Source organism: Paenibacillus kribbensis (genome assembly GCF_001705305.1).
In the GTDB taxonomy this organism is placed as follows: Bacteria; Bacillota; Bacilli; order Paenibacillales; family Paenibacillaceae; genus Paenibacillus; species Paenibacillus kribbensis_B.
The window spans coordinates 152,984-178,213 of the sequence record NZ_MCBP01000011.1 but is presented as its reverse complement, the minus strand read 5'-3'; the positions used below and the strand labels follow the sequence as shown (position 1 = coordinate 178,213).

Annotated in this window: 21 protein-coding genes; 8 read left to right on the top strand and 13 right to left on the bottom strand. The window is 49.4% G+C overall.

Features of this window, described 5'->3' with window-relative positions:
• Positions 1-75 precede the first annotated feature (75 nt).
• From BAZ21_RS19455 to BAZ21_RS19445, 3 genes are all read left to right on the top strand, one after another.
• Positions 76-753, top strand: coding sequence for a GntR family transcriptional regulator (locus tag BAZ21_RS19455; RefSeq protein ID WP_068504237.1), 678 nt, complete (start codon positions 76-78; stop codon positions 751-753).
• Between the two features lie 100 nt (positions 754-853).
• The gene (uxuA, locus tag BAZ21_RS19450) at positions 854-1,948 is read left to right on the top strand and encodes a mannonate dehydratase (protein WP_068504235.1); all 1,095 of its coding nucleotides are present in this window, start codon (positions 854-856) and stop codon (positions 1,946-1,948) included.
• Complete coding sequence (locus BAZ21_RS19445; protein WP_068504233.1) at positions 1,945-2,799, top strand: SDR family oxidoreductase; 855 nt, start codon at positions 1,945-1,947, stop codon at positions 2,797-2,799. The genes uxuA and BAZ21_RS19445 overlap by 4 nt, the downstream gene beginning before the upstream one ends.
• A gap of 335 nt (positions 2,800-3,134) precedes the next feature.
• On the opposite strand, the gene BAZ21_RS19440 is transcribed toward BAZ21_RS19445, so the two are convergent.
• Complete coding sequence (locus tag BAZ21_RS19440) at positions 3,135-3,479, bottom strand: alpha/beta fold hydrolase (RefSeq protein WP_256021945.1); 345 nt, start codon at positions 3,477-3,479, stop codon at positions 3,135-3,137.
• 134 nt (positions 3,480-3,613) lie between these two features.
• Between BAZ21_RS19440 and BAZ21_RS19435 the strand changes: the two genes are divergently transcribed.
• Positions 3,614-4,807: an ROK family protein gene (locus BAZ21_RS19435; protein ID WP_068504231.1), complete on the top strand. Its 1,194-nt coding sequence runs from the start codon at positions 3,614-3,616 to the stop codon at positions 4,805-4,807.
• A 19-nt stretch (positions 4,808-4,826) separates the two neighbouring features.
• On the opposite strand, the gene BAZ21_RS19430 is transcribed toward BAZ21_RS19435, so the two are convergent.
• Positions 4,827-5,039 carry a hypothetical protein gene (locus BAZ21_RS19430; protein ID WP_068504229.1) on the bottom strand — a complete coding sequence of 71 codons (213 nt, stop codon included), beginning with the start codon at positions 5,037-5,039 and terminating at the stop codon, positions 4,827-4,829.
• Between the two features lie 5 nt (positions 5,040-5,044).
• Positions 5,045-5,506 carry an S-ribosylhomocysteine lyase gene (locus tag BAZ21_RS19425; RefSeq protein WP_068504228.1) on the bottom strand — a complete coding sequence of 154 codons (462 nt, stop codon included), beginning with the start codon at positions 5,504-5,506 and terminating at the stop codon, positions 5,045-5,047.
• A 266-nt stretch (positions 5,507-5,772) separates the two neighbouring features.
• Here BAZ21_RS19425 and BAZ21_RS19415 point away from each other — a divergent pair, with 266 nt between their 5' ends.
• Complete coding sequence (locus BAZ21_RS19415; RefSeq protein ID WP_068504223.1) at positions 5,773-6,576, top strand: GTP pyrophosphokinase; 804 nt, start codon at positions 5,773-5,775, stop codon at positions 6,574-6,576.
• A 93-nt stretch (positions 6,577-6,669) separates the two neighbouring features.
• Here BAZ21_RS19415 and thrS read toward each other — a convergent pair whose 3' ends face one another.
• Complete coding sequence (gene thrS / locus BAZ21_RS19410) at positions 6,670-8,583, bottom strand: threonine--tRNA ligase (RefSeq protein ID WP_068504222.1); 1,914 nt, start codon at positions 8,581-8,583, stop codon at positions 6,670-6,672.
• A 1,067-nt stretch (positions 8,584-9,650) separates the two neighbouring features.
• On the opposite strand from thrS, the gene BAZ21_RS19405 reads away from it, so the two are divergent.
• Positions 9,651-12,857, top strand: coding sequence for a fibronectin type III domain-containing protein (locus BAZ21_RS19405; protein WP_068504221.1), 3,207 nt, complete (start codon positions 9,651-9,653; stop codon positions 12,855-12,857).
• 214 nt (positions 12,858-13,071) lie between these two features.
• On the opposite strand, the gene BAZ21_RS19400 is transcribed toward BAZ21_RS19405, so the two are convergent.
• Positions 13,072-13,494: a MarR family winged helix-turn-helix transcriptional regulator gene (locus BAZ21_RS19400; protein ID WP_068504214.1), complete on the bottom strand. Its 423-nt coding sequence runs from the start codon at positions 13,492-13,494 to the stop codon at positions 13,072-13,074.
• A 164-nt stretch (positions 13,495-13,658) separates the two neighbouring features.
• On the opposite strand from BAZ21_RS19400, the gene BAZ21_RS19395 reads away from it, so the two are divergent.
• Together BAZ21_RS19395 and BAZ21_RS19390 are read left to right on the top strand one after the other, a co-directional pair.
• Entirely contained in the window at positions 13,659-15,128 is a 1,470-nt protein-coding gene (locus BAZ21_RS19395; RefSeq protein WP_068504213.1) for an MFS transporter, read from the top strand.
• A gap of 131 nt (positions 15,129-15,259) precedes the next feature.
• On the top strand, positions 15,260-15,760 hold the full coding sequence (locus BAZ21_RS19390) for an NAD(+) diphosphatase (RefSeq protein ID WP_068504208.1): 501 nt from the start codon (positions 15,260-15,262) through the stop codon (positions 15,758-15,760).
• A gap of 87 nt (positions 15,761-15,847) precedes the next feature.
• Here BAZ21_RS19390 and BAZ21_RS19385 read toward each other — a convergent pair whose 3' ends face one another.
• The 8 genes from BAZ21_RS19385 to BAZ21_RS19350 all read right to left on the bottom strand — a co-directional run bounded on the left by BAZ21_RS19385 (position 15,848) and on the right by BAZ21_RS19350 (position 25,145).
• On the bottom strand, positions 15,848-16,924 hold the full coding sequence (locus BAZ21_RS19385) for a Gfo/Idh/MocA family protein (RefSeq protein ID WP_068504206.1): 1,077 nt from the start codon (positions 16,922-16,924) through the stop codon (positions 15,848-15,850).
• A 322-nt stretch (positions 16,925-17,246) separates the two neighbouring features.
• Positions 17,247-17,660, bottom strand: coding sequence for a DUF350 domain-containing protein (locus BAZ21_RS19380; RefSeq protein WP_068504204.1), 414 nt, complete (start codon positions 17,658-17,660; stop codon positions 17,247-17,249).
• Positions 17,661-17,796: 136 nt separating this feature from the next.
• On the bottom strand, positions 17,797-19,257 hold the full coding sequence (locus BAZ21_RS19375) for a glutathionylspermidine synthase family protein (protein ID WP_068504202.1): 1,461 nt from the start codon (positions 19,255-19,257) through the stop codon (positions 17,797-17,799).
• Between the two features lies 1 nt (position 19,258).
• Complete coding sequence (locus BAZ21_RS19370; protein ID WP_068504200.1) at positions 19,259-19,597, bottom strand: hypothetical protein; 339 nt, start codon at positions 19,595-19,597, stop codon at positions 19,259-19,261.
• Positions 19,597-19,890 carry a hypothetical protein gene (locus tag BAZ21_RS19365; RefSeq protein WP_029390178.1) on the bottom strand — a complete coding sequence of 98 codons (294 nt, stop codon included), beginning with the start codon at positions 19,888-19,890 and terminating at the stop codon, positions 19,597-19,599. Before BAZ21_RS19365 ends, BAZ21_RS19370 begins: the two co-directional genes overlap by 1 nt.
• 327 nt (positions 19,891-20,217) lie before the next feature.
• Complete coding sequence (locus BAZ21_RS19360; protein WP_068504198.1) at positions 20,218-21,123, bottom strand: M15 family metallopeptidase; 906 nt, start codon at positions 21,121-21,123, stop codon at positions 20,218-20,220.
• Between the two features lie 150 nt (positions 21,124-21,273).
• Complete coding sequence (locus tag BAZ21_RS19355) at positions 21,274-21,987, bottom strand: phosphoribosylglycinamide synthetase (RefSeq protein ID WP_068504196.1); 714 nt, start codon at positions 21,985-21,987, stop codon at positions 21,274-21,276.
• Between the two features lie 20 nt (positions 21,988-22,007).
• Entirely contained in the window at positions 22,008-25,145 is a 3,138-nt protein-coding gene (locus BAZ21_RS19350) for a DEAD/DEAH box helicase (RefSeq protein ID WP_068504194.1), read from the bottom strand.
• Positions 25,146-25,230: the final 85 nt, after the last annotated feature.

Genomic DNA, 25,230 nt, shown 5'->3' with positions numbered 1-25,230 from the left:
TCCACAGAGCTTACCAAATAAAATACACCATACTACCATACAAGTATGGTAGTATGGTTATAAGGAGGTGAATATATGGATGAAAGTATGTATCGCCACAGCGGATCAGCCGGAAATTCCGTCTATGCCCTGCTGAAAGAGCAGATTATTAGCCTTGAGCTTCCGCCCGGAACCGCCCTGTCCGAGAAAGAGACTTCCGTCCGCTTTCAGGTCAGCCGGACTCCGGTCCGCGAAAGCTTTGTCAGGCTTGCCCAGGAAGGGTTAGTGCTGGTTTTCCCGCAACGAGGTACAAGAGTATCTCTGATCGATACCAAGCTTGTTGAGGAAGCTCGTTTTATGCGCGAGCAGCTTGAATGCGCTGTGATCCGTCTTGCCTGCACGGACTTTTCTGCCGGGTGGCTTGCTAAATTGGAAGCAAACCTCGTACAGCAGCGGGAAAGCATTGAGCGGCATGAAGGACGGCGAATGTTCGACCTGGATGAGGCGTTCCACCGAATCCTGTTCGAAGGCTGCGGGAAGCTCGCAACGTGGGGCGTTATGCAACAGTTGAATGTCCATTTTAACCGGGTACGCATGCTGCGGCTCGATACGAATCCTCATTGGAACCATCTTTATGATCAACACAGCCGGATGGTGGAAGTCATACACGATAAGGCAGCGGACGAGGCGGAACGCATCATGCATGAGCATTTGAATCTGGGTATAGCGGATTTAAATGTCCTCCGGGAGCAGTACCCTGAATATTTTAAGTAGGTTTCAGATAAGGAAAGGGCGGTGGACATCTGCTTTTTACTGAGTGGGTTTATTATGTAAGCGTTATCCATTATCTTGAAAAAGGAAAGGCGGTGCGGTAATGCGAATGACATTCCGCTGGTTCGGAGAAGGCAATGATACGATTTCTCTGAAACAAATCAAACAGATCCCGGGTGTAGAGGGCATTGTGTGGGCGCTGCATGATGTTCCAGCAGGAGAGGAATGGCCTTTGGCGCGCATTTTGGATATGCAGAAACAGGCCGATCAGGCCCGACTTCATCTTGATGTGGTGGAAAGCGTCAATGTACATGAAGATATCAAACTGGGGAGACCTACACGCGATCTCTATATCGGGAATTACATTCGGACCATTGAGAAGCTGGCCCAGGTTGGCGTTAAGGTCATCTGTTACAATTTTATGCCGATATTCGATTGGTTGCGGACTGATCTGCATAAAACGACCGAGGACGGGGCGACCGCGCTTTTTTTTGAAAAGGCCAAAATTCATGGCATTGACCCGTTTGAGCTGGTACGCCAGATCAATGAGAACAGCGCACTTACAATGCCCGGATGGGAGCCGGAGCGCCTCGAACATTTGACAGCGCTGTTTGAAGCCTATAAAGATGTTACTGAAAAGGATCTATGGGAAAACCTGCAGTACTTCCTGGACGCCATCATCCCTGTTGCGGAACAAAACGGAATCCGGATGGCCATTCATCCCGACGACCCGCCGTGGTCCATCTTCGGACTGCCACGCATCATTACGAGCCAGGACAATCTGCGCAAATTTCTGGCTCTGCACGACAGTCCGGCAAACGGCATCACTTTATGCAGCGGCTCGCTTGGCGCCAATCCAGATAACGACATCGTTGCTATGATTCGCGAATTTGCCCACCGCATTCCGTTCGCCCATATCCGCAACGTAAGGGTATTCGAAAATGGTGACTTCATCGAAACCTCCCACCGGACGCAGGACGGGAGCGTTGATATCACTGGTATTGTCAAAGCATACCACGATGTAGGATTTACCGGTTACGCCAGACCGGATCACGGCCGCCATATCTGGGATGAGCAATGCAGACCGGGCTACGGGCTATATGACAGAGCGCTCGGCATCATGTATTTATGGGGCTTGTGGGACGCGTATGAGCGAAATGCGGGCTTATCTTCCAACGAAAAGAGGGATGTAAATTGACTACTCTTCCCCTGCATCCGGCCTTGTCCGGAAAAACAGCTGTGGTAACCGGCGGCTCCGGCGTGCTGTGCAGCGTCATGGCCAAGGAGCTTGCCCGCCAGGGTGTCAGGGTCGCCATTTTGAACCGTACTGCTGAAAAGGGCGATTTGACAGCAAAGGAAATCCGTGAGAGCGGCGGAGAATCCATCGCGGTTGCCTGCGACGTGACCGATGCCGAAAGCATGAAGCAGGCCGAGGAAACGGTCCGGCGCCTGCTCGGTCCGTGCGATATTCTAATCAATGGAGCAGGCGGCAACCATCCCAGCGCTAATACGAGTCTAGAGACGTTTCATCCTGAAGATCTGGACCAGTCTGGAATCACTACCTTTTTCGATCTCAGTGTGCCCGGTTTCCGCAATGTGCTTGATTTAAATTTTATCGGGACTTTAATCCCGACACAGGTTTTTACCAAAGGCATGATCGGGCGACCTGGCGCCGTGGTCCTTAACATATCCTCCATGAGCGCTCCCAGTCCGATGACCAAGGTTCCCGCCTACAGCGCTGCCAAAGCCGCCATCAACAACTTCACCCAGTGGCTGGCCGTACATCTGGCCGAATCCGGCATTCGGGTGAATGCCATTGCCCCCGGATTTTTCCTGACAGAGCAGAACCGGCAACTGCTCACCAACGCGGACGGCTCGCTTACCGAGCGCTCGGCCAAGATTATTGCCCATACCCCGATGCGTCGGTTTGGCGAGCCTGAAGACCTGCTTGGCACACTGCTGTGGCTGGCCGATGAAACCGCCTCCGGTTTCGTTACCGGTACGGTCGTTCCGGTAGATGGTGGATTCATGGCCTATTCAGGGGTATAAGCCCTTCATTTTCAGCCCTTGTCCTTCCATATGAAGTGGCAAGGGCATTATTGTGTCAATAACATCTTTCCCCTTTTCTATCCAGATTGGGGTAATCCAGCGTAGCTGTCATTAGGGGCAATGTAGATGGATATAAATGTACCAATTGCATTCTGTTAGGAAGCCCCGTTAATTGATGATATGGAGCTGCTTTAACAACCGTTCCAAGAGCACCGCCGCTTCCACCCGGGTCGTATGCGCCAAGGTTGCAAATTGATCGGCGCTGCGCCCCTGGGCCTACTCAGCCCCATTGGGCACCACAGGACTCCGGCTGGTTGCTATTCAGGAAGCGCGTGTCAATTGCGACGAGCCGTTCGCTCTATGCCATCAGCGATTACTTTGTACAGTTGGTGCGGCAAGTCGTGTCCCATGCCGTCAACCAACATTAGCTCGGCGCCCGGGATGGCAGAAGCCGTGTCCTCGCCACACGCCGGGACGAACAGGGGATCGTCCACCCCATGAATGACAAGTGCTGGTACTTTTATGGTCGCCAGCCGCGGACGACGGTCACCGGAGACAGCGATCGCAGCAATTTGTCGTCCGACACTGCCTGGATCGTAGGCTCGCTGGACTTCCTCCAGAATGAGCGCCCGATAAGCGTCCTCTTCAAACGGATAAAAATTAATTAGTTTATTAAACAAATTAATGATAAGATCACATTATCAAGTTATTTCTCCCATGTCAATCTTATATTTCATAGGACAAGTTTTTAAATGCTTTAAATGTTATACTGAGAAATAGAATATGTATATCGTTTACAAATTGGAGGCTTTAGATGATTACAGGCGATGCTTCTTACATAAAGAAAATTAACCGATCACTTATCATAAGAGAAATTGTAAAGGAAGGAATGATCTCAAGAGCAGACCTTTCAAAACTGACAGCCTTAACACGTGCTACTATATCCGTACAGGTTTCCGATTTGTTAGAAGAAGAACTTGTTGTGGAAAAACAGCTAGAACATAATTCGGTCGGACGGAGACCGATTATGCTCTCGATTAACGCAAAGGCTGGATATACATTGGGGATTGATCTGGATGCAGGGCATATTTCTTTTCTTGTAACCGATCTGTTAGGCAATTCGCTGTCATCTGCGACAATACATGTTGAATCTAACAGTTATAATGAAATTCTATCTCTTCTGACCCAGCAAATTGCGGAGTATATTACAAAATACTCCGATAACCGATACGGAATTGTAGGTATCGTTATTGCAGTCCACGGCCTGGTCTCCTCGAATGAAGAAATTCATTATATTCCTCGTTTGGGCTGGAGCAGCGTATCGTTAAAAACCGATTTGGAAAAGGCCGTGGGTGTTCAGATTCATATCGAAAACAATGCAAACCTAAGCTCTTTTGCTGAAAGTGTATTTTGGCATCAGGAAACAGACAGTCTTCTTTCCCTCACACTCTATTCAGGCATAGGACTTGGAATGATCATAAACAACAAATTTTATCGTGGCCATGATGGATTTGCCGGTGAGATAGGCCACATGATCGTTGCGCCGGATGGCAGACCTTGTGAATGCGGCAATAAAGGTTGCTGGGAAAAGTACGCTTCGGAGGCCTCTGTGCTGTCCACTTTGGCAAAGCAAAAGAAGCTGCCTCATGTTACTTATGAGCAGGTTCGTAACTGGATTAATAGTGAGGATGAAGAGGTTCTGGGAACGATGGAACAATTTATTAATTATCTCTCTATCGGGATTAACAACATAATAAATATTTTTAATCCTGAGACGATCCTTGTAGATAGCGAGCTTTTGCGTATTTATCCAGACTCCATTGACAAAATTAAACAGAAGCTGACTTCAAAAACAAGCCATTATAAAAACCTGCTCATTTCCTCTATTGGAGAGAAATCCACCATTCTCGGAGCATGCGCATTGGCTATTCAATATTTTCTTGATGTGCCTGTATTAAACTTGTCTCATAATTTTGAAAAATCATCTACCGAGCTTACAAAAAAATAGTAAATATTTAGCACCATAATTAAACGATCCTGTCCGTTTGAAAAAATTGAGCAGTTGCCACCGGCAAACTGCTCCTTGGTTTGTTCAACTCACAGCTTTCCAAGCCCATATCTTGAATGACACGCGGCCCTGTTTTATCGTCGATCAACTCGAATTTCAGGTATTTGGGATTGCTACCTAATTTGCCGCCTGTTACTACCGCTGTCTGATTAGATAGATCAATCAAAATCATAGATTTTAAAACACTCTTTCAAAAGGATCGCGGCTAATGCCAGCCTCCAATACAATCTTCACATATTCCTGCGCGGAAAAAAGAGAATGATCCTTGTAATTTCCGCATTCCAAAGCAGTAACAGCTGGAACCTCAGTCGTTTCCAGAATTCTTTCCAAGGTTTTTTCCAGCGCAAGTGCAATTTCCTCAGGCTCATGCTCATTCCACAAAATCAGGTAAAATCCCGTTCTGCATCCCATCGGAGAAATATCGATAATCCCTTTGATTTCATCTCTCAAATACGTCGCTAATAAGTGCTCCAACGTATGTACAGCGGCTGTTGGAAGTGCATCTTCATTCGGCTGCAAAAATCTCAAGTCGTACTTTTGAACCGTGCTCCCTTTTTCGTCATGCTCTACTCCGGCTGCTCTTACATAAGGAGCTTTTACAATCGTGTGATCTAGTTGAAAGCTTTCTACTTTTGCCATTGTTCTCATCCTCATTTTATATAATTTATATTTAATAATCTAAAGAAGCTAATCTGAAGTTTCTCTATTTTTGTAAAAATAAAATGCTGAAAATCAATATTTTTGTAATTATACATCGGATTACTCGGTTTTACCACTCTAAATAATTGTTTTTTCCTCCTGACCTGCTTTGCCTGCGGGTTTTGACATAGTGTACAATATATAAGGTAGTGCCTATATACGAAATAGATCGAGGACATCGTAAGCCTCATTGAGGAGAATGCCCTGTGAATGAACCGGATTGGAAGCACTTGAATGCTGTCCCTTTGCCCCTGCAGGAATTTCAGCTGCAGCTGGATCAGAACAATGTGAACGCCAAGCAATTGGAGGAGTGGAGAAAAATCCCCGTCCTGTATCAGTTGGCTTTGGAGGAATTAAAGAACAAAATTAAGCTGATTCAAACCGAATGGAAGCTGCTGGACGGTTTTAGCCCGATTGAGCATATTAAAACCCGTATCAAAGAGCCACGCAGCATTGTGGAGAAGGTTCGGCGCAAAGGGTATGAAGTTACCCTGGATAATATACTGCGTGAAATTCATGACATTGCAGGAATGCGAGTGGTATGCGCTTTTGTCAAAGATATTTACCGTCTGATGGATCACCTCCGTACACGAGAAGACATTCGTATTCTGGAGATCAAGGACTATATTGCCCATCCCAAGCCCAACGGATATCAGAGCCTTCATGTCATTGTGGAGATTCCGCTCATCTTGTTTGAAGGCACACGCTGGATCAAGGTTGAAATTCAGCTGCGCACACTGGCTATGGATTTCTGGGCCAGCATGGAGCACATTCTGTACTATAAGTTTGATAAGAAAGTACCTGAGCATGTCGTTAACGGATTATCCGAGGCTGCACATGCAACTTATGAGCTGGATCAGAAAATGTTGAAGCTGCGAAGCGAAATATTATCGCTGAGCGAGGAGCAGGATCAAGAAGAAGCCTCCGAGCAGCCAACTGCTGCGGAACCTTCTTCGAAGACACTTTCCCTCGCCACGGATCACGCTGAATCCCGGCCACAGACCTGCTAGGTATGGGTGGATGCATCATAAAATAAAGAGCGCTCAAACCACTTTTATCGTGGTTTTGAACGCTCTTTTACTCTATATTCTTTTATTCAGAACTTACTGCTTCTCGCGAATCTCTGTGCTGATTTTCTCAACGATATCCGCAATGCTGAGTGATCCCAGATCACCTTCGCCCCGTTTACGAACCGCTACAGTACCGGTTGTTTTTTCATTTTCCCCGATGACGAACATATATGGAACCTTCTCCAATTGCGCTTCACGGATTTTATAGCCCAGCTTCTCATTGCGAGTATCCACTTCAACACGCAGACCTGCTTGCAGCAGCGCTTCCTGTACCTTATTGGCAGTCTCGATATAGTTCTCGGACACAGGCAGCAGCTTCGCATGGACAGGAGCCAGCCATAATGGGAATGCACCTGTAAAATGCTCAGTCAGGATACCCATGAAACGGTCGATTGAACCGTAGATGGCACGGTGAATAACGACTGGACGGTGCTTCTGGTTGTCCTCGCCCACATAGGTGAGGTCGAATTTCTCAGGCATTTGGAAGTCCAGTTGAATCGTGCCGCACTGCCAGCTGCGTTTGAGCGCATCGAGAATGTGGAAGTCGATTTTCGGACCGTAAAACGCGCCATCTCCCGCATTAATACGATAGCTGATACCCAGATGATCCAATACGTTTTGCAGAGCTTGCTCCGCTTGATCCCACAGCGCCGGCTCGCCCATAAAGTCATCCGGGCGTGTAGACAGCTCTACCGTAAAGTCAAAGCCAAACACACTATACATTTCATTAATCAGCTTGATTACATCGGTAATCTCCTGTTCAATCTGACCTGGTGTTACAAAAATATGTGCGTCATCCTGACAGAATGTACGAACACGCATCATACCGTTCAATGCACCGGACAGCTCATGACGATGCACTTGTCCAAATTCCGATATGCGAATCGGCAGATCGCGGTAAGAATGAAGCTCATTTTTGAACACAAGCATATGTCCCGGGCAGTTCATCGGTTTCAAAGCAAATGTTGTTTCATCTACTTCGGAGAAGTACATATTTTCTTTGTAATGCTCATAGTGTCCCGATTGCTCCCACAGACGATTGTTCATCATCAGCGGTGTACGTACTTCTTCATAGCCATGCAGGCGTTGAATTTCACGGGAATAATCCTCCAGCGCAGTACGGACAACCATACCTTTAGGCAGGTAGAACGGCATACCCGGCGCTTCTTCGGAGAACATGAACAGCTCCAGCTCTTTACCCAGCTTGCGGTGGTCGCGTTTTTTCGCTTCCTCCAGCAGGTGCAGATGCTCATCCAGTTGTGCTTTTTTCGGGAATGCGGTTCCGTAGATACGTTGCAGCATCTTGTTGTTGGAATCGCCTCTCCAGTATGCGCCCGCTACACTCAGCAGTTTAAAAGCTTTGATGCGGCCAGTAGATGGCAAATGCGGGCCACGACACAGGTCAAAAAATTCGCCTTGATCATAGATCGTAATTTCCGCATCCTCCGGCAAATCACGGATCAATTCAAGCTTCAATGGATCTTCCAGCTCTCCAAAAATACGAGTTGCTTCCTCACGGCTGACCACACGACGTGTAATCGGCAGATTTTCCTGTGTAATCTTGGCCATTTCCTTCTCGATCTTCGCCAGATCGTCAACGGACAACGGGTTTTCGATATCAATGTCGTAGTAGAAGCCACTTTCAATGACCGGGCCAATACCGAGCTTCACGTTTTTCTCACCATAAATACGTTTGAGAGCTTGTGCCAGCAAATGCGCTGTACTGTGACGATAAATTTCCAGACCGTCCCCACTGTCCAGCGTAATAATTTCAAGGTCAACGTTCTGATCCAAAACGGTGTTCAGATCTACAGCCTTCCCGTTCACTTTACCTGCTACTGCGTTCTTTTTCAGCCCGGAGCTGATCGAACCCGCCACATCGGCAATCGTTACACCCTGCTCGTACTCACGTACGGCTCCATCCGGCAATTTCACTTGAATACTCACGATTAAAGCCTCCATTCTAATTGTGTGCTATAGCTATATATTAAAATTGAACGCAAAAAAACGCCTCTCTCCCTCAAGGGACGAGTGCGTTCAGCTCGTGGTTCCACCCTAGTTCGGTCCGCTTTTGTACAAACATGCACGACATGCGCGACCCTCCATTGGTATCCGTTAACGGGGATAAATCGGTGGGCGCTTACTGATGCTCACTGTCCTATTACACAGCTGCACGTTCAACGTCACGGCTACAAAGGGGTAACTTCACATGTGGATACCGGAAAAGCTCTCAGCCTTGTCTTTTCTCTCTGAACGGTCCTTCAAGGAAATCATGTCTTTGGTCAATGCCTTGAGTATTACTATATGCTACAGCATTATAGATGAAATTTGCAGCTATTTCAAGAGGGGGTTTATGTAAGTGTGACTCAGATGAGAATGGAGTTTATAAAAACAACTATGCTCTTTGAGCCATGCAATTATCTTCGGACAGGGGTTCGACTCCCCTCGCCTCCATGAGCCAAATCCACAAAAAGCTCCTTTTTTGCATTACATCACTTGAATCGTTGGAATGTTCTTGTTGGAGATGTACGACCTGAAGCTTGCGAACAGCCCGATTACAATAAGGAAGAAGAGATCAATAATGATGCTAAAGCAAGAAGCAGTAACGTGGGAATTCAAGCCCTCACATAAGAGCCATGGTGCCTTAGGCTTTAAATAAAATACATACAGAACAATTTCAATCTTTCTTTCCTTATTTACAATGGCTGAATTTTTTGGAGTTTCTATGGTAGGGAATCTGTGAAAAGATATGCAATCCCTTTCCTGCAGAAATTCGAACAAATTTCCCCGTTATATAGGTGATATTACAAAGTTGTGAGATAATGTATTTTTTTCATTCTATCAATGCGCTTTAATAGTATTGTAACTGTACTTATTAGCAATCCAAGTAAATATGAGAGGGGAATGAAGAGAGGGGGATATGGGGAAACAATACAATCTTTCCCGCAGTACAGGAAAGCGCTTCAAAGACAAAAACATAAAGCTAACAAATTTAATAAAAGGAGGAAATGAAAATGAAGAAGAACACCAATATGATTTGCAGCTTCATGCTCGTACTGGCTCTACTGGTAGGTTTATTTCCGGTAATGTCTGTGCCTGTTCATGCGGCGGGCGGCTATTCCGGAGCGCCGCAAAAATTATCCGTACCTCCATTAGCATTTGATGAATCAAAAATTGTACTTACCTGGGAAAAGCCGGACGACTATTACACAAGTGCAGTAAAAATCGTGGACTATGAGGTATTCCGGGATGGAGTCAGTCTCGGTCTTGCAAGCGATAATTTTAAAGAGAATTACTCCTATGTTAATGCGTATATGGACGCATTTTACGGGAAATTGAGCGCACAGCATCATCGGGTCAGTATTCTTTCCTTTACGGCGACCGGTCTAGCACCGAAGACGAATTATGAGTTTAAGGTGCGGGCCGTTTACGCCGACAAGACAACGTCTGCTTTTAGCGCGCCGCTTATCTTTTCAACCGCGGCTACACCTATCATCATAGACGCCGCCAACTATGGCGCAAGCTATATTACCTCTATTTCTGGCGTCAATGCCGACTATAAAATTCGGCGCGCAAACAACAATGCAACGGTTATAAAGAAAATCGAAGACAACACCGCCGCGATACAGGCTGCGATCGACGCCACCCCTCCAGGCGGCAAGGTTGTATTGAAGGGAAGCGGAGACAATACGGCGCCTCGGTATTATACAAGCGGCGCATTGTTTCTGCACAGCAATATGACCTTCGAAATTGAAAAAGGGGCTGTGCTTCTCGGTTCTCCTGTTTTTGACCACTACTCGCGCAGCCTTCTGGTTTATCCTTATTCACAGGATATCCGGACATATGGCCTGTTGAATGCTGTAACCTGGGACTATGGTTCCTTGGAAAACATCCGCATCGTCGGCAAGGGCGCAATAGACGGCAACGGGTGGAAGAATACCACCGGAAGTGGCTTACAGACCAAAACGGCGAATGATCCATCTCCCGGTTTCGCAGATCCAACCGGAAATGGCTGGAGTTTGCCGAACTACCAGGAAGGCAACAACACCAATGTTGATAATAATAGCGCAGCTGATTCCGCCTCGGTAAGAGGCATCGTCGCGGCTGATGCGATGTGGCAGTCTCGTAAGGATCAAACACCGAATGCCGGTACCCCCCAATTCTACAATGCCCGCCCCAACCTGACGGTAGCGCGCGGTGTGCATGGCCTGTATTACGAAGGGCTGACCTTCTATAATCCGGCATTCCACGGAATCGTCAACTATCAGTCCGAGCAGATTGCTGTGAACGGCGTTTCTGTGATGAGTTTCGACGCCAACAACGGCGACGGTGTCGAGTTTGGTGACTGCCTTGATCTTATGGTCATGAACAGCTTTTGGGATACCGGCGACGACGCCATCAACTTTGCAGCCGGTCAGGGCACGGTCGTACGCAATTTGGCTAACAAAGTGGCAACCGGAGAGGGCCGCGTTGTCAATAACTTTGTGCGCAACGGCCATGGCGGCCTGTTGGCGATGGGCAGCCATACCGGCGGTTGGATGGGCGATATGGTCGCGGAAGAGAACGTCTATAATACGAGCGAAACAGGAAGCAAAGGCGTCTTGCGTATAAAATCTGGCGCTACCACCGGCGGCGGCATCCGCAATATTGCAGTGCGCGATAATGCGGTCAATTATACTGCCGCTACTGAAAACAGTACGATTGTAATTGACACATCCTACAGCGACGGCAACGCCAGCACAGCTTTCGGTCCGGAAAGCGAGCAGCCGCTGACTTTCGAAAACATTCTGGTACGCAATATGACGGTATCAAACACTACCATACCGCTGATTAGCGCGGCGGCACCCGGCAGCTCCGACTATGCTAAAAGCCCGGTGCTGCGCAATTTCAAGTTCGAGGATATCAAGATCCTAAATTATTCAGGATCAACTGGCGGTACGATTGCGATAAATGGCTTGTCGGATGTTACCTTCCGCAACATTACAGGTCTTCAAAATGCCATTACCACCACAAACAGCAAAAACGTCACGATCGAGAATGTCGACAAGACCACCGATCGCAAGCCGGAGGCGCTGAATACGAGTGGCGCACTAACCTTGACGGCCAATACTTATAATATCACTTTAAATTGGCCCGCCATCGGTAATGCGACGCAGTACGTTGTGTTGGTTGATATGCTGGATGGCCATGGCTATCAGCAAAACAAGATTGTAGCGAGTACGGGATCGGGTCCGCAGTCCACGGTAATCGCGCTGCGCCCGAGCACCTCTTACAAAGTTGCGGTCCGACCGGAGACGATAGGTACAAACGCTTCCTATGGGAAACTGCTGGAGGCGCCGGTAACCACGGGTGCTGCAACGCTTGGTGGATCCACGATTTCGACTACTTCGCCGAATTTTAGAGTCAAAGCTGCAGACATCACGGGCATTTCCTGGCAGGATTTCACTTGGGATACCGTTACCGATGTTGTCTACGGCGTGCATTATTATGAGCTAACGGCAACGCCGAAAAATCCTAAATATGCTACCAAAAAATACAAAGTCTATTTTGACACCTCCACCCGGAAAGGTTATTCGCTGTGGGGGCTGGATGATGGCGTGACCTATGATGTTACGATGAAAGCCATCAACTGGGTTGGACAGGAAGGGCCTCAGTGGGGTCCGGTTACGATCACTACCGTTCCCGGCACTTTAATGCAGATTCCAAAGTGGGCTCCTGGCAGCAAGCTTACCGTCAGTGGCGGCAAGTGGATTGGGCAAGATATGACCATCACATGGAACGAAAAAGACGTAACGGATTATTCAAATGGCGATACCGCACGATTTGCCGGCTACCGCATCTTGGTTAACGGCGTACCTGTGGACGGCGGGGCAGTTCAAGCAAACGCGAAACCAACCGTTCAACCGGGGCAACATACTTATGTGCTTTCCACTGCCGGATTTCTTCCCAACACTCCTTATACAATCTCGGTAGAAGCGGGAAGCGAGATTCTGAAATATGCGTCCGGCGCAGGCGGACTTAGCGGCTCCACAGGTTTTACCGGTACAAAAAATACCACCCTTCCTCGGAACCAGGTGACCTTTGGAAAATGGACCGGGCACGGGCCAAGCGTAACGCGCACATTATTATCGGGGCCAGCTACTGATGCAAGTGTTACAAGTGCAGCTGTCGCTGGAGTAACGGCCACCTCTTGCGAGCAAACCGGAGTTTGCAAACAGTAATATGTCTAAGAGAATCTAAGGCATAAATAATTTTAGCATCACACGGCGGCGGATTGTGGATTTGCTGAGCCGCGGTTCGCCTCCATTAATCCAATCTACAAGACTTGCAGCTTAAAGATTGGTACTGAGATCCGGAAAGCAGTTATTGCAGAGCAACTTCTGCAATGGCTGCTTTTTCTTGTTACTGCTCTGCCCCAAGCTAGTTCTCTTCTCTTTATTCGTCGGGCTCTACACTAATCCTTTGCAATAAATCGATGAGAAGGTCTTCTTCCTCGTCAGATAAATTGCGGACAAGACCGGCATTGAGCTCATCAAAGATTCCTTGGAGGACAGGAGAAAATTCTAATGCCTTGGCGGTTGGGGACAAAAGATGAGAACGACGGTCATTCGGGTCCGGTTTCCGTTCAATGTAGCCGGATTCCTCCAATTGTCTCACCGAACGTGCTGTAGTTGCCTTGTCAAATTTAAGTTCATTCGTCAATTGTTCCTGTGTAATGCCCGGATACTGCAGAATAAGCTTTAAAAAGCTGTGCTGGCCGCCACTGCCGATTCCATACGGAGCCAATTTTTTGGACAATATTTTTTGATTTCGGCGCTGTAGGTAGGAAATCAACTTTCCAATCGGTTTTTTTCTCATCAAATACACCTCATCGGCTTACAAATTTCAAATCCGCAGGTGGGACCAAAGCCAAGTTTACAATAATATTGTTGCGCACGCAACTAATTTACTGTAGACTAGAACCGTCAATTAGTTGCATGTGCAACTAATTAGTAATGCTCAACGATGAAGAGGTGCTAAACATGAGTTCAACCGCTACAACCGCTGCAACCTATCAGGAAAATAACGAAATCCAGAGGAAACGTTGGATGATTTTGATTGTATTGAATCTGTTTACGTTTATGTCTACGCTGGATGGAAGCATCGTCAATATTGCTCTACCGGTGTTGTCCCGCACGTTACATTTACCTGTGGCCCAGATTGAATGGGTAACAACCGCCTATTTGATGGCTATATGTACAGCCATTTTATTTTTTGGCAAGCTCGGAGATATGGTCGGTAAAATCAAAATATTCAAGATCGGTACAATCGTGTTCATTCTCGGCTCACTGTTGTGTGGTCTTAGTTCTTCGCTGCCCATGCTTCTGATCTCACGTATCATTCAGGCGATTGGAGCCTCCATGACCATGGCCAACAGCCAAGGGATCGTGACGGATATTTTTCCTTCCTATGAACGAGGCAAAGCGCTGGGCTTAATCGGAACCTTCGTATCCCTGGGCAGCATCGCCGGACCGAGCTTGGGTGGCATTATCGTGTCCTCGCTGGGCTGGCAGTACATTTTCTGGGTCAATGTGCCGATAGGATTGGTGGCTGTCCTTCTGGGCTGGAAGCTTCTGCCGAAGGACCTGATCAAGGTAAAAGACAAGATCGACGTTCCCGGCAGCTTGATGTTTGCTGTTTTTATTCTCGCTTTATTCGCCGGATTGCTGTTGGGGCAGCAGGTCGGATATGGAGACAACCGTATTATCGCTTCGCTGGTGGTCGCTGTGATTGCTTTTGTCGTTTTCATTCGCTTGGAAATCCGTCGTCCAGGGCCGCTGTTACAGCTCAGTTTATTCAAAAATCCGTTGTTTTCGCTCAGTATATTATGCGCTTTTCTCGTCTTCGTCGCTAACTTCTGCTTTAACATCATTTCACCCTTTTATGCGCAGAATATGCTGAATTTGTCGCCTTTTTATGCCGGATTCCTGCTGATGCTGTTTCCCATCTCCATGGTTATCGTCGCCCCCCTCAGTGGTGCTCTTTCCGATAAAATCGGGTCTGAACTGCTCACATTTGCCGGGCTTGTGGTCATGGCAATTGCCCAGATTGGCTTGGCTCGACTCCATGCAGGCAGTCCCGTTCCGTTCGTAGGTCTGTGGATCGCCATGCTGGGCATCGGCAGCGGTCTATTCCAATCGCCTAACAATTCGTTGATTATGTCCAAGGTTCCTCGTACACAGCTCGGCTCAGCCGGAAGTGTCAACTCGCTGGTCCGTAACGTTGGTATGGTGGTGGGGATCACTTTGGCCACGTCCATCCTGTTTTATATCATGAGCAAAGAGGCTGGTTATCGCGTCACCGGATTAATTCCGGGTCACCCGGAGATCTTTCTGGCCGGAATGCACGTGGTTTTCATGACTTCTGCGTCCATCTGTCTCGTGGGGGCCCTGCTGACAGGCTGGCGGTTGATCGCGGCTAAACGGGCAAAGGTACAGCAAGAACAGGAATAAAGACCAACAATAGAACAAATCACCCGTAGACAGAATGGCTATCGCAGAATTAAGATGATGAGTATTGCCGTATAAAACGGGATAAAAAACAGCATGCACAATCTGAAAATGTGATATAAGGTGGCGCTTAGATGAACTATTGCTATGAATGCGGAACAAAACTAATGGTGAAGGAGTGTGAAGGCGAAGGCCCTATCCCCTTTTGCAATACATGCCAAGTCTTTCGGTTCCCGATATTCAGCACTGCAATCAGTACGGCTGTCTTCCATAGACAGAGCAATAAAGTGCTGCTGATACAGCAGTACAATATCCAGGGTTTTATTTTGTTGGCCGGCTATGTGAGTAAGGGGGAATCGGCCGAGCAGACCTTGGTGCGCGAAATTATGGAAGAAGTCGGATTACAAGTGGACGAATATCAGTATATCCGCAGCGAGTATTTTGAACGAAGCAATACACTGATGCTGAACTTTGTATCCATCGTGAACGATGACAAGCTGGATGTTCTCAGTGCGGAGGTAGACCAAGCACGTTGGTTTACGCTGGAGGAAGCCAAACAGGCTATTTTGAAAAACAGCTTGGCCGAATCCTTCCTGCTGACCATTATTCAAAAGATCGAAGCAGGATTCATTTGAACTGATGCAAACCGAGCGGAACTGTGAACCGCAAGAGGGTCACTTTGTGCAAGATTCCATCTTGTGGTCCACAGTTGATATGCTTCCCTACACTTCCACTAAACGCCCGTTCTCTCTCCAGGATTGCAGTATTTTTTCAAGGACCCACTGGTTTTTGTACCCGTCCTCGAACAATGGGGCACGATCCACGAACTCCCCCCTGGCCAGCTTCACGAAGTCTTCATAGGCCGTGTGGTCATAGATTGCAGGGACAGCCCAAGTCTCGTATTCGGCATCCGGATGATCGGGGTCACGCAGCACAATGCGGATATTTTCCCGGTTGTTGAGACTGGCGTGCAGCGCACCGAGTTCGCCGTAGATATCCACTTCGATATCGTGACGTTTGCCAATGGCATTTTTGTGGGTGATGAATGTACCTACCGTATTGTCGCCCACAATCCCATGAAAGGAAGCGAAGTCTTCCACATCCACCTTTACAGGCAAACCTGTGACCAGATCGGGACGCTCGGGTGTAAACGTATGCAGCAGCGCTGCGACACTTTTAAATTCACCCACCAGAAAACGAGCCAGGTCAACAATATGTGAGGCTGTATCGCCCACAACCCCGGAGCCTGCCTTGGCTAAATTATGGCGCCATGTATACGGATGTTGACGATACGGTGAGAATGCATCCATCAGATACCGGAATTGAATGTTATAGATGTTGCCCAGCTTGTGTTCATCCAGCAATTGCTTGGCATATTGGAAGGCAGCGCCGTAACGATGCTTATAATGAACCAGGAAAGGCACCGGGCTCGCTGTATACAGCTTTTTCAACTGATCCGCTTCCTGCCACGTGAGTGTCAACGGTTTTTCTGCCAGGACAGCTTTGTGTTCTTCCAGCGCAATCCGAATAATGTCAAAATGCACATCGTTGGGTGTCAGCGACAGAATCGCATCCACCTCCGGGTCACGGATTAAGGCTTCATAATGGGGGTACTGCTTGGCAGCAGGAAGTTGCAATTGCTTACCCAGCAGTTGAAGGCGATTGGAGTCCACATCACTAATGGCTGTAATAGAAACCCCCGAGATCGTATATAGTGATCTAATGTGATATTCAGCGATCAGGCCAAGGCCGATGACACCTATGCGAATGAGTTTGGTTGGGGAGATGGAGGTACTCATGTTATCTGGATTCCCTTCTCTGCAATTTGGCTTTATACCTGCAGCAAATTTCTTTTTGCTATGCAGTATCACCCGTAGCCTTGCAGAATAGTCCCTGCAGAAGCGACAGATATCCATAAAATGAGGATTTTGCAAAAATCCAATAAGCGACTTCCAATAAACAATACATATATCGAAATGTTCTAGTTCGTCTATATATTGCACTTTGGAGCGACTGGAATCGAATTTTGCAAAATCCTGAAAACAAAAAAATCTGCAATTCCGCTGTCCGGTTTTGCAGATCCTTTTATACACCTTCTCTATACCGATTCTTTATACAGGGCTACATCAAAAATGTACCTACCACAAAGGATACCCCGACGATGATCGAACGCAGCAGTTGCGCCAAAGCCACATTGCCTTTGGCAATTTCCTCGCACACTTTGGTACGCGGGGTCAGCAGATCAAAAATAATATAGACCAGACACAGCACCACTATGCCTACGGCTGACCAAATCAGCATATCAAGCCATGAGTGGCTGCTGTATGACACCATGCCGACGATAATACACAGACCCAGCAGCTTTGCCCCCATATAGATGCCTGCCGCCTCATTGCCGCGTGCAATTTCTTGATTATCGTTATAACGCGTCAGCAAGCTGAACACAAAATAACCTACGATTAAGATGGCAAACAGGATAAGCAGGCCGATGCCTACATTGCCCAATGCATTGCCTAAGCTGATATGTGAGTCCAATCCTCTTCCTCCTTATAGATACTTAACCATATGGATATTTAACATTATGGATATTTAACCCTAGAGACACTTAAGCATATGCATACTTAACACTATAAATAGCTATGTTCAAATACTTATTAATCACGTAAAAAGGCTAGAAACGCCCAGATGGCTCATGAGATGCGTTCGGAACGGCGGCTGCACAATAATAGGCCATATCGCCGGTGACCTTTTCCCCGATTCGTGGCAGGATGCCTGCAAAACGCCCGCCAATGACGAATACGCCTGTCAGCACGTAGCCATGATATAGACCTTCTTCGGTCTGCACCTCTGCGCTCTGCATAGGCCATAGCCGCTGATAAATCTTGGGCTGGCTTTCGTAATAAGCAGCAATATGTGCGGCCTCCTCCTGCTCAGGTGTTAGCGGGACATCTGCTTCATTAGGGTCGCCAGAGTCGTTAGATGGGACAAGCTTCGCCCATTGTTCCGTGAGAGCTGGTTCCGTCAGAACTGGAACCTCCAGCTTATTTTCGGTATCGGCAGGCTCAAACAGATGCGTCCCTTTTCCTTCCCGGCCCCATATGCCTTTGGCCACATAAGGCTCTTTATTTTGCACAAACACCGTGGGTTCAAAATACGTAGGCAGCAGGTAGGTTCGTATCACCTCCAGCTCCCGATCGTCAAACAAACGAAAGCCGCAGAACTCTGGTGTCTGCTCATTACGCTCATGCAGCGACCATACGGTTGCAGTGAACCCTTTGCTTTGGGTAATCATATGCTGCGGCGGATTGATTAATCCTATTTTACCGTCTGCTACCATATCCATTAAGGCCTGCCCTACCTCCAGCCCCGTGTCCTCTTCCCGGTCATCAATCAGATATTCCAGGGGATACAGGCGATAGAGGATGTATATGGATTCTCCCCGGTGATACAATCCTTCGCCCGGGATAATCTCCAGTTCTTCCAAAGGCGCATAAACCACTTCAAACCCGGCTTGTTCACACAAGCGCATGATATATTTCGTGTTTGTCTGATCCTCAATATGCCAGTCATAGCAAGTAAAATACACTTTTGTGCCTAATCCCCTGCTGCTATAAAAATGAATCAAATCAGTCATCGCACACCGAATCGCTTCATCCATTCCAGAAGACGGCCCCACTAGGGCAGTATCTTCCCGTGATCCTCCGCCCTCATTCAGTATCTCCAGCAGCTTCCCTTCGAGATAGGCTGCCTCGGGGATTCCAGTTGGGGTGTCCGTATTGTTCTCAATACATTTGATACCCGCTTCTCCTACAATCCAGTCCTGTCGGGTAATTCCATCCGGCGCGACCTCCATGCGCGCAGCACGCAGCAAGCCCGGATGGATACCCAATCGTTCCACCAGATACTCATCCGGCATATAGCGCTGAACGAAGTGCTGAACCTTGCGATAGATGCTATGTACGGCCTCAGCCGCAGCCTGAAGCTCTGTCAGTTCGGTTTCCTCATACATCGTTAACGCGGGCACACAATAGGATTTGCCGTACATGCGATGGTACGGAATCCTGCAGCTGATTTCACCGTTAAAAAGCTCGTCATGATCATAGGGCATTTGCCGAATGGTACGCATACTCATTTTAACCTCCAGAGAAAAAGCCGCTACGCGAGCCACTGCTGCCAAAGCCGCTGTGTGAGCCTGAAGATGAAGATGAGCTCTTGCGATAAGAGCTTGAAGAAGAACGACTGCTATTATAGGAGGAGCCTCCACTATAATAGGTCGATCCGCCATAGTAGTACCCGCTGCTGCCTGCATCCCGACACGCTGTTTGCTCCGACACAGGAAGCTCATCGCAGTCATAATACTCGTCGTCACCACAGCCCGTCAGGGCGGCTGGCACAGCCAGCATCAGAGCAAAGGCCGCCATCCGTGTACGAGAGCCGGGCTTGGATTTGATGTTCTCCCAAGAGTGCTCCATCACAGATCGACCTCCTTCACAAACAGATGTACCTTTTTCAGCTGCGGGTCCAATACTGAATAAATAAATTCATATGTTGTGCCATCCAGTACCGTAAAGTGATCCAATAGACGCTGGGCCAGCTCCAACGTAAATACCGATCCTTCCCGATGCTCCATACTACGGAACGCAGGCTCATGCCATACCCAGTAAACTGCGCTGAACGTGGAGGTGTAACCCCCCTCACTTGCCAGCACGAGGTCCGTAATCGACGCACCGTAAGGCTTCGCACGTTCCCCTGTAAATTCGGTCACATAGACGGAATGCTCTGTATAATCCTCACTTTCATTCGAGGTATGCGCCCATAGTTTGTCATGGAGACGCGTGGCGTCTACAAGCTTGCGCAGAAACAGCTCATCACCCGATACGGATTCCCGTGTCAGGCTGCGCAGTTCCTTTTGTGTGTCTTCTGACCATTCCCGGTACGTTAATGAATAATAAATGATGACTCCCTTCCCTTCTGTACGCTTCTGTCGTCATTCACTATACGAGATTCTACCTTGAAAAGGTTCAATTTGGAAGAAAAATATGTAAAAAAGCCGCAATCCCACAGGATTACGGCTTTCTTTGTTTTTTGGCTGCTACAGTTTAATATTCTTATCGTCGAAATATTCCTCCAACGTCAGCCCTTGCTTGGCTACATCCTCCGCAATGTCTTTTCCCACATAACGGATATGCCAAGGCTCGTACACATAGCCAGTGATATCTTGCTTGCCTTTCGTATAGCGAATAATAAATCCGTATTCCGGCGCATGCTTCTCCAGCCATTCGCCTTCCTTGGAAGCCCCAAAGGATTGCTCCAGCACATTGCCCACGCTCGGGCTGGATACGTCAATCGCCAACCCCGTCTGATGCTCACTCGTACCCGGTACGGCGCTGACCTGAGAGGCATATGCCTCTCCCTTGGTCTTTACGTTGTTGTTGAAAATAGAAACCTGACGCTTATAGGAACGGTATCCTGATACTGCACGCAGCTCTATACCGTCCTTCTTGGCACCGTCGAATAATTTCTCCAAGGCCTCTGCCGCTTCCTTGCGCATATGCCGTTTCTCATGCGGCCCGTCGAAGGAAAAAGGCACCTGCGGCTCTACCAGATCGTCTGGGGCATAGCCCTCAGGCAAACTGCGCTGTTTGTTAACAACGACCGTGTCAGACGTCGCATTGGTAACAATCGCGGTTCCACCCTCTTCCTTAACCGTGGCCTGCAGCGCACTCTGGCTTCGCATTGCCATCACAGAGTCAGCTTGTCCGCTTTCTGTACCTGCGGAAGCTTGTCCTGTGGCAGTGCTGCTGTTGTCCGCCTCCGGCTGGGTGGAAGGTTGTGCATTTTCCTGTACCGTAGTAGATGACTTCAACGGCTCGCTTTCCTGTCCACCAGACCCTCCCTGCTGACAGGCCGCCAGCAGGAGCCCCGGCAGGATCAGCCCTGGAATGAGCGCCTTCGTCCAGCGCTGAGGGGGTCGCGTTTGTTGCATATGTCGTTTCATGCTGGTATCTCCTCCAATATCGCAATTGATGCATGACTTGCTATCACTTTCCGTTCCCCTATTGTAACTGAACTTTCGACACTCTTCGAAGCCGTTATCCAGTTCGATGCAGGTGAATAGGCCCGAAAAAGGAAGTATAGACCCGAATTGTTACGGAGTATGACGTTTTTGCGGGATTGCAGCCCGCGCGCGCTCAGCTACACGCTCACGTATGAGCTTCAATGCCTCTTTCGCGCGGGGTAATCCCGGCAGCAAAGCCGTAATATCCGCTTCATTCTTTGAAGCAAGCTTCTGCGGCAGACGAATCTCAATCGCATGAAAGCCCGCACCAGGACGGTGCAATGCTCCCTCGGCGGCAGATTCAGCAATCCATTCGCTAATCGCCGCCGATCCGCTGCGTCCGCCCTCTGACCGCGAGCTTGGCTCAAGTGCGGGGGATGTCCCTCGTACATGGGACAGCTCTCCGGCCCAAGCGCTGAATACGTACTCCAGCAGCTCTTCCCGCGTCATTCCGATCAGCTCCAGGCAGAAGTGTGGCTCGCTTTTCAATCCGGCCTGCAGAGCTTTCTTCACATCGTCGGCTGTACCCATGCCATCCTTTAGGCTGGAAACGGCTGTTCCGGCTGCTGCCTGCACGACATCTTCCAGTGAGAGACAGGCCTCCCCCTGCAAGAAACGGTATATGTCCCAGGGCTCCGCTTTGAGCTGTTCCAGCCATGCCATCCGCTGTTCCGGGTTCAGTGCAGGTACGGAACCCGTCCAACGGGCGGCTACAGCCGCCGAGCTGCCTTCCGTCCCGTCCACGTCTACTTCCACTACCCATTGACTGTCAGCTACTTTCAGCTTCACTCGCGGCCTTGTCATCGCCCTCATCCTTTCTTTACTTAATCAATCCATACATCATTTTGCAGCGCAATCAGGCCGCGCAGTTCATCGTCAGACATTTCGGTCAGCCAGTGTTCACCAGAGCCTACAACCTGCTCGGAAAGCGCCCTTTTACTCTCAATCAATTCGTCAATCCGTTCCTCCAGCGTGCCTTGGCAAATCAGCTTATGCACCTGTACATTGCGGCTTTGGCCAATACGGAATACCCGGTCGGTCGCCTGATTCTCCACCGCGGGATTCCACCAGCGATCATAGTGAATAACATGGCTGGCACGCGTCAGATTCAGACCTACGCCGCCTGCACGCAGGGAAAGCACAAATATATCCGGGCCTTCTCCCTTTTGAAAGTTATGAACAATTTCGTCCCGTCTGGTTTTCGCCAGTCCTCCATGCAGAAAATACGGCTCTTCGCCAAAGATTTTGGCCAAACGCGATACTAACAATTCTCCCATCGACACATATTGGGTGAAAATCAGCGCCGATTCGCCATTTTCGCGAATGGTCTCCACCAATTCCAGCAGTCGCTCCATTTTTCCCGAGTTTTCGGTTTTACCGGCATCAGCCCGTCCCGGGACGATCAGACCCGGATGGTCACAAATCTGCTTCAGCTTGGTTAGCGAAGACAGAACAAGCCCTTTGCGGGCCATGCCGATCTGCCCTTCAAGTGTCCCCAACAACTGATCCACCACGCCGCGATACAATCCGGCCTGCTCCGGTGTCAGCACACAATAGGATTTCAGCTCTAACTTCTCCGGCAGATCCTTACGTATATCCGGGTCGCTTTTGAGTCGACGCAGCATGAACGGAGAGACGAGACGATGCAGCTCACGCAGCGCAGACCCGCGTTCCTCCCCTGTAGTACTCCCTGGAGTACTGTACCGCTGACGAAACGAAGACGCTGTACCGAGATAGCCTGGATTCAGGAATTGGAAAATAGACCACAGCTCGCTTAACCGATTCTCCACCGGAGTACCCGTCATGGCAATCCGGTGCGGTGCAGACAGCTTCATCACGCTTTGAGCCTGCTTGGTTCGTGCATTTTTGATATATTGCGCCTCATCCAGTACGATGGAGGACCAATAGACCGCAGATAAATCACTGCCGTCCCGGCCCGCCAGATGATAGGTGGTGAGGACGATATCATACTCGCGTACACTTTCTTGAAACGACTCTCCGTGGAGTCGCTGGTTACCATGATGAATATACAGCGACAAATCCGGTGAAAAACGCTTCAACTCCCGCTGCCAGTTGCCAAGCAGAGACGTCGGACAAATGATCAACGCCGGGCTCTGATCCACAGCGCCAATCCCCCCATCGAGCAGGCAGGTGATGACCTGAATCGTCTTGCCAAGCCCCATGTCGTCGGCAAGGCAGACGCCAAAGCCCAAACCGCGCATCGCAGCCAGCCATTGAAAACCGCGCTCCTGATAGGGCCGCAATGCGCCGTGCAACGTCTCCGGCACAGGTCGCGGCTCCACAGAACGGAGCATGCCGCCCTCAGCCAAAGACGCCAGCAATCCAACGGATTCCGCACCGAATATGGACAAACCTTTCCATGAGGCCTCGCCTGCGCCTTCATTTTCCGCAGCCAGATGCATCCATTCGGACAAGGTCATTTCGCCGTCTTCCCCGCGCTTGATAAAGCGCAGCACCTGACGGATTTCCTTGGGATCGACCTCGATCCATTCCCCTCCGAGACGTACATACGGCAAATTGGCCGCGACAATGCTTTCCAATTCCTCCATCGTCAAGGTCGTATCGCCTAGCACAGCCTCGGCATCAAAGGAAATCATGCGGTTGATGCCGACCGACGACGTATCGGTGATCACACCATCCGGCTTTGCACCACGCTCCGTCGAACGCATTTTGAGTCGCAAGCCTGCACGTCTCCGGCCCTCCCGGCTCCAGCGTGAAGGCATTTGCACCGTGATGCCGTTCTTTTGCAGAGCGGGTACAGCTTCCGTCAGGAAGCGGAAGAACATCTCGGGCTCCAGTATGAGCCCTTCGGGATAAGGACGATTCAACGCTTCCAGCAGTATAGGTGCCGCATCAGCCGCCTGTCCGAGCCGCATCAATAGCTGTGCCTGCACTTGGCGATATACGATTCCACGGCGAATCAAATCACGTTCAGGATGCGCCCACAGCGTCAGAGCAGGCAGTCTCAGTCCCGGCTCAGCATCGCTTTCCACCCAAAAGGTGATGCGCCATTCCTTCACATTCTCCTCCAGAGCAGGCTCCAAACGAAGGCACAAACGCAGCTGTCCTTCTATCGGTTCCTTCTCCTCCCGTTCCGTGACAGGCATCGCGCTTCCCTCAAGAGAGGACGCTTGAAGAACCAGCTCCTCCATCTCGACAGGCGTTCCCGAAATTGCAACCTGGCGTGAACCTGTCAGCAGACTGTTCCACCACAGCTCCGCTAGCGGCGATCCTCCGCGCCGATATTCGGCGCGATATCTGCCCAGCTCACGGTCCGAGGCAGCCAGCACCGCAGTCGTTTCCGCATGGACGACCGCGCGCAGGAAGGAATATAGCACGATTCCAGCTGCATCCTCTCGTGTTTCCGGCTCCTTGCCCGCGAAGACAGCGGGAGCTGCCATACAGACAGCTGGCATCGCAGCAGCCAGCTCATGAAAGCGGCGGATGTCCTCCTCCTGGCGCAGCCGAGGAATCCACACCCCGACCGCCGCCTCCGGGCCACGACGGCGCGGTCCGGAGGGACGCGCCTCTGTGAGCGAAGGCACGATTTCGCCCCGCTGCATCAGCTCCAACGCAAAATAGGCGGCTTTTTGCCAATATTGCATTTCCTCGCCCAGTGTAATGCCTGACGCGGCGCAGCCCTTCTCGTCCATGCGGGTCAACAAAGCCATCGTCTCGCGCGGTTCCAGCGCCAAGCCCTCCAGCGTGCGCCCCAGCATGGAGCGTCTTTTGCCACCTCTGCCTGCGGTCTCCACACGAGCAGTGTTCGGTATCCGTACCTCGGCAAGACGCAACGCAGCCTGCCGAAATGGCCGAAGGTCTCCCTTCAGCGTCAGCCTGCGGATTACACTGCTCCACGCATCTATACGCGGTTCTGAGGTCTCGCCAGAAAAGCAAAAAAACACATCTCCGAGCCATATTCCATAAAGCGGTTGATTCATATCTGTCTCCCGTCCAGCCTTTTGAATTATTACTCTTCATCATATACGAAAATCGACTCTTTTCAAAACTTTATCGCAAAAATAA

Bases quoted from the DNA above. Each gene is read 5' to 3' on its own strand.
- BAZ21_RS19350 (WP_068504194.1), bottom strand. From the start codon at position 25,145: ATGAATCAACCGCTTTATGGAATATGGCTCGGAGATGTGTTTTTTTGC.
- BAZ21_RS19370 (WP_068504200.1), bottom strand. From the start codon at position 19,597: ATGGAGCACTCTTGGGAGAACATCAAATCCAAGCCCGGCTCTCGTACA.
- BAZ21_RS19390 (WP_068504208.1), top strand. From the start codon at position 15,260: ATGAACTATTGCTATGAATGCGGAACAAAACTAATGGTGAAGGAGTGT.
- BAZ21_RS19435 (WP_068504231.1), top strand. From the start codon at position 3,614: ATGATTACAGGCGATGCTTCTTACATAAAGAAAATTAACCGATCACTT.
- BAZ21_RS19375 (WP_068504202.1), bottom strand. From the start codon at position 19,257: ATGAGTATGCGTACCATTCGGCAAATGCCCTATGATCATGACGAGCTT.
- BAZ21_RS19430 (WP_068504229.1), bottom strand. From the start codon at position 5,039: ATGATTTTGATTGATCTATCTAATCAGACAGCGGTAGTAACAGGCGGC.
- BAZ21_RS19395 (WP_068504213.1), top strand. From the start codon at position 13,659: ATGAGTTCAACCGCTACAACCGCTGCAACCTATCAGGAAAATAACGAA.
- BAZ21_RS19400 (WP_068504214.1), bottom strand. From the start codon at position 13,494: ATGAGAAAAAAACCGATTGGAAAGTTGATTTCCTACCTACAGCGCCGA.
- BAZ21_RS19385 (WP_068504206.1), bottom strand. From the start codon at position 16,924: ATGAGTACCTCCATCTCCCCAACCAAACTCATTCGCATAGGTGTCATC.
- BAZ21_RS19425 (WP_068504228.1), bottom strand. From the start codon at position 5,506: ATGGCAAAAGTAGAAAGCTTTCAACTAGATCACACGATTGTAAAAGCT.
- BAZ21_RS19455 (WP_068504237.1), top strand. From the start codon at position 76: ATGGATGAAAGTATGTATCGCCACAGCGGATCAGCCGGAAATTCCGTC.
- BAZ21_RS19360 (WP_068504198.1), bottom strand. From the start codon at position 21,123: ATGAAACGACATATGCAACAAACGCGACCCCCTCAGCGCTGGACGAAG.
- BAZ21_RS19405 (WP_068504221.1), top strand. From the start codon at position 9,651: ATGAAGAAGAACACCAATATGATTTGCAGCTTCATGCTCGTACTGGCT.
- uxuA (WP_068504235.1), top strand. From the start codon at position 854: ATGCGAATGACATTCCGCTGGTTCGGAGAAGGCAATGATACGATTTCT.
- BAZ21_RS19355 (WP_068504196.1), bottom strand. From the start codon at position 21,987: ATGACAAGGCCGCGAGTGAAGCTGAAAGTAGCTGACAGTCAATGGGTA.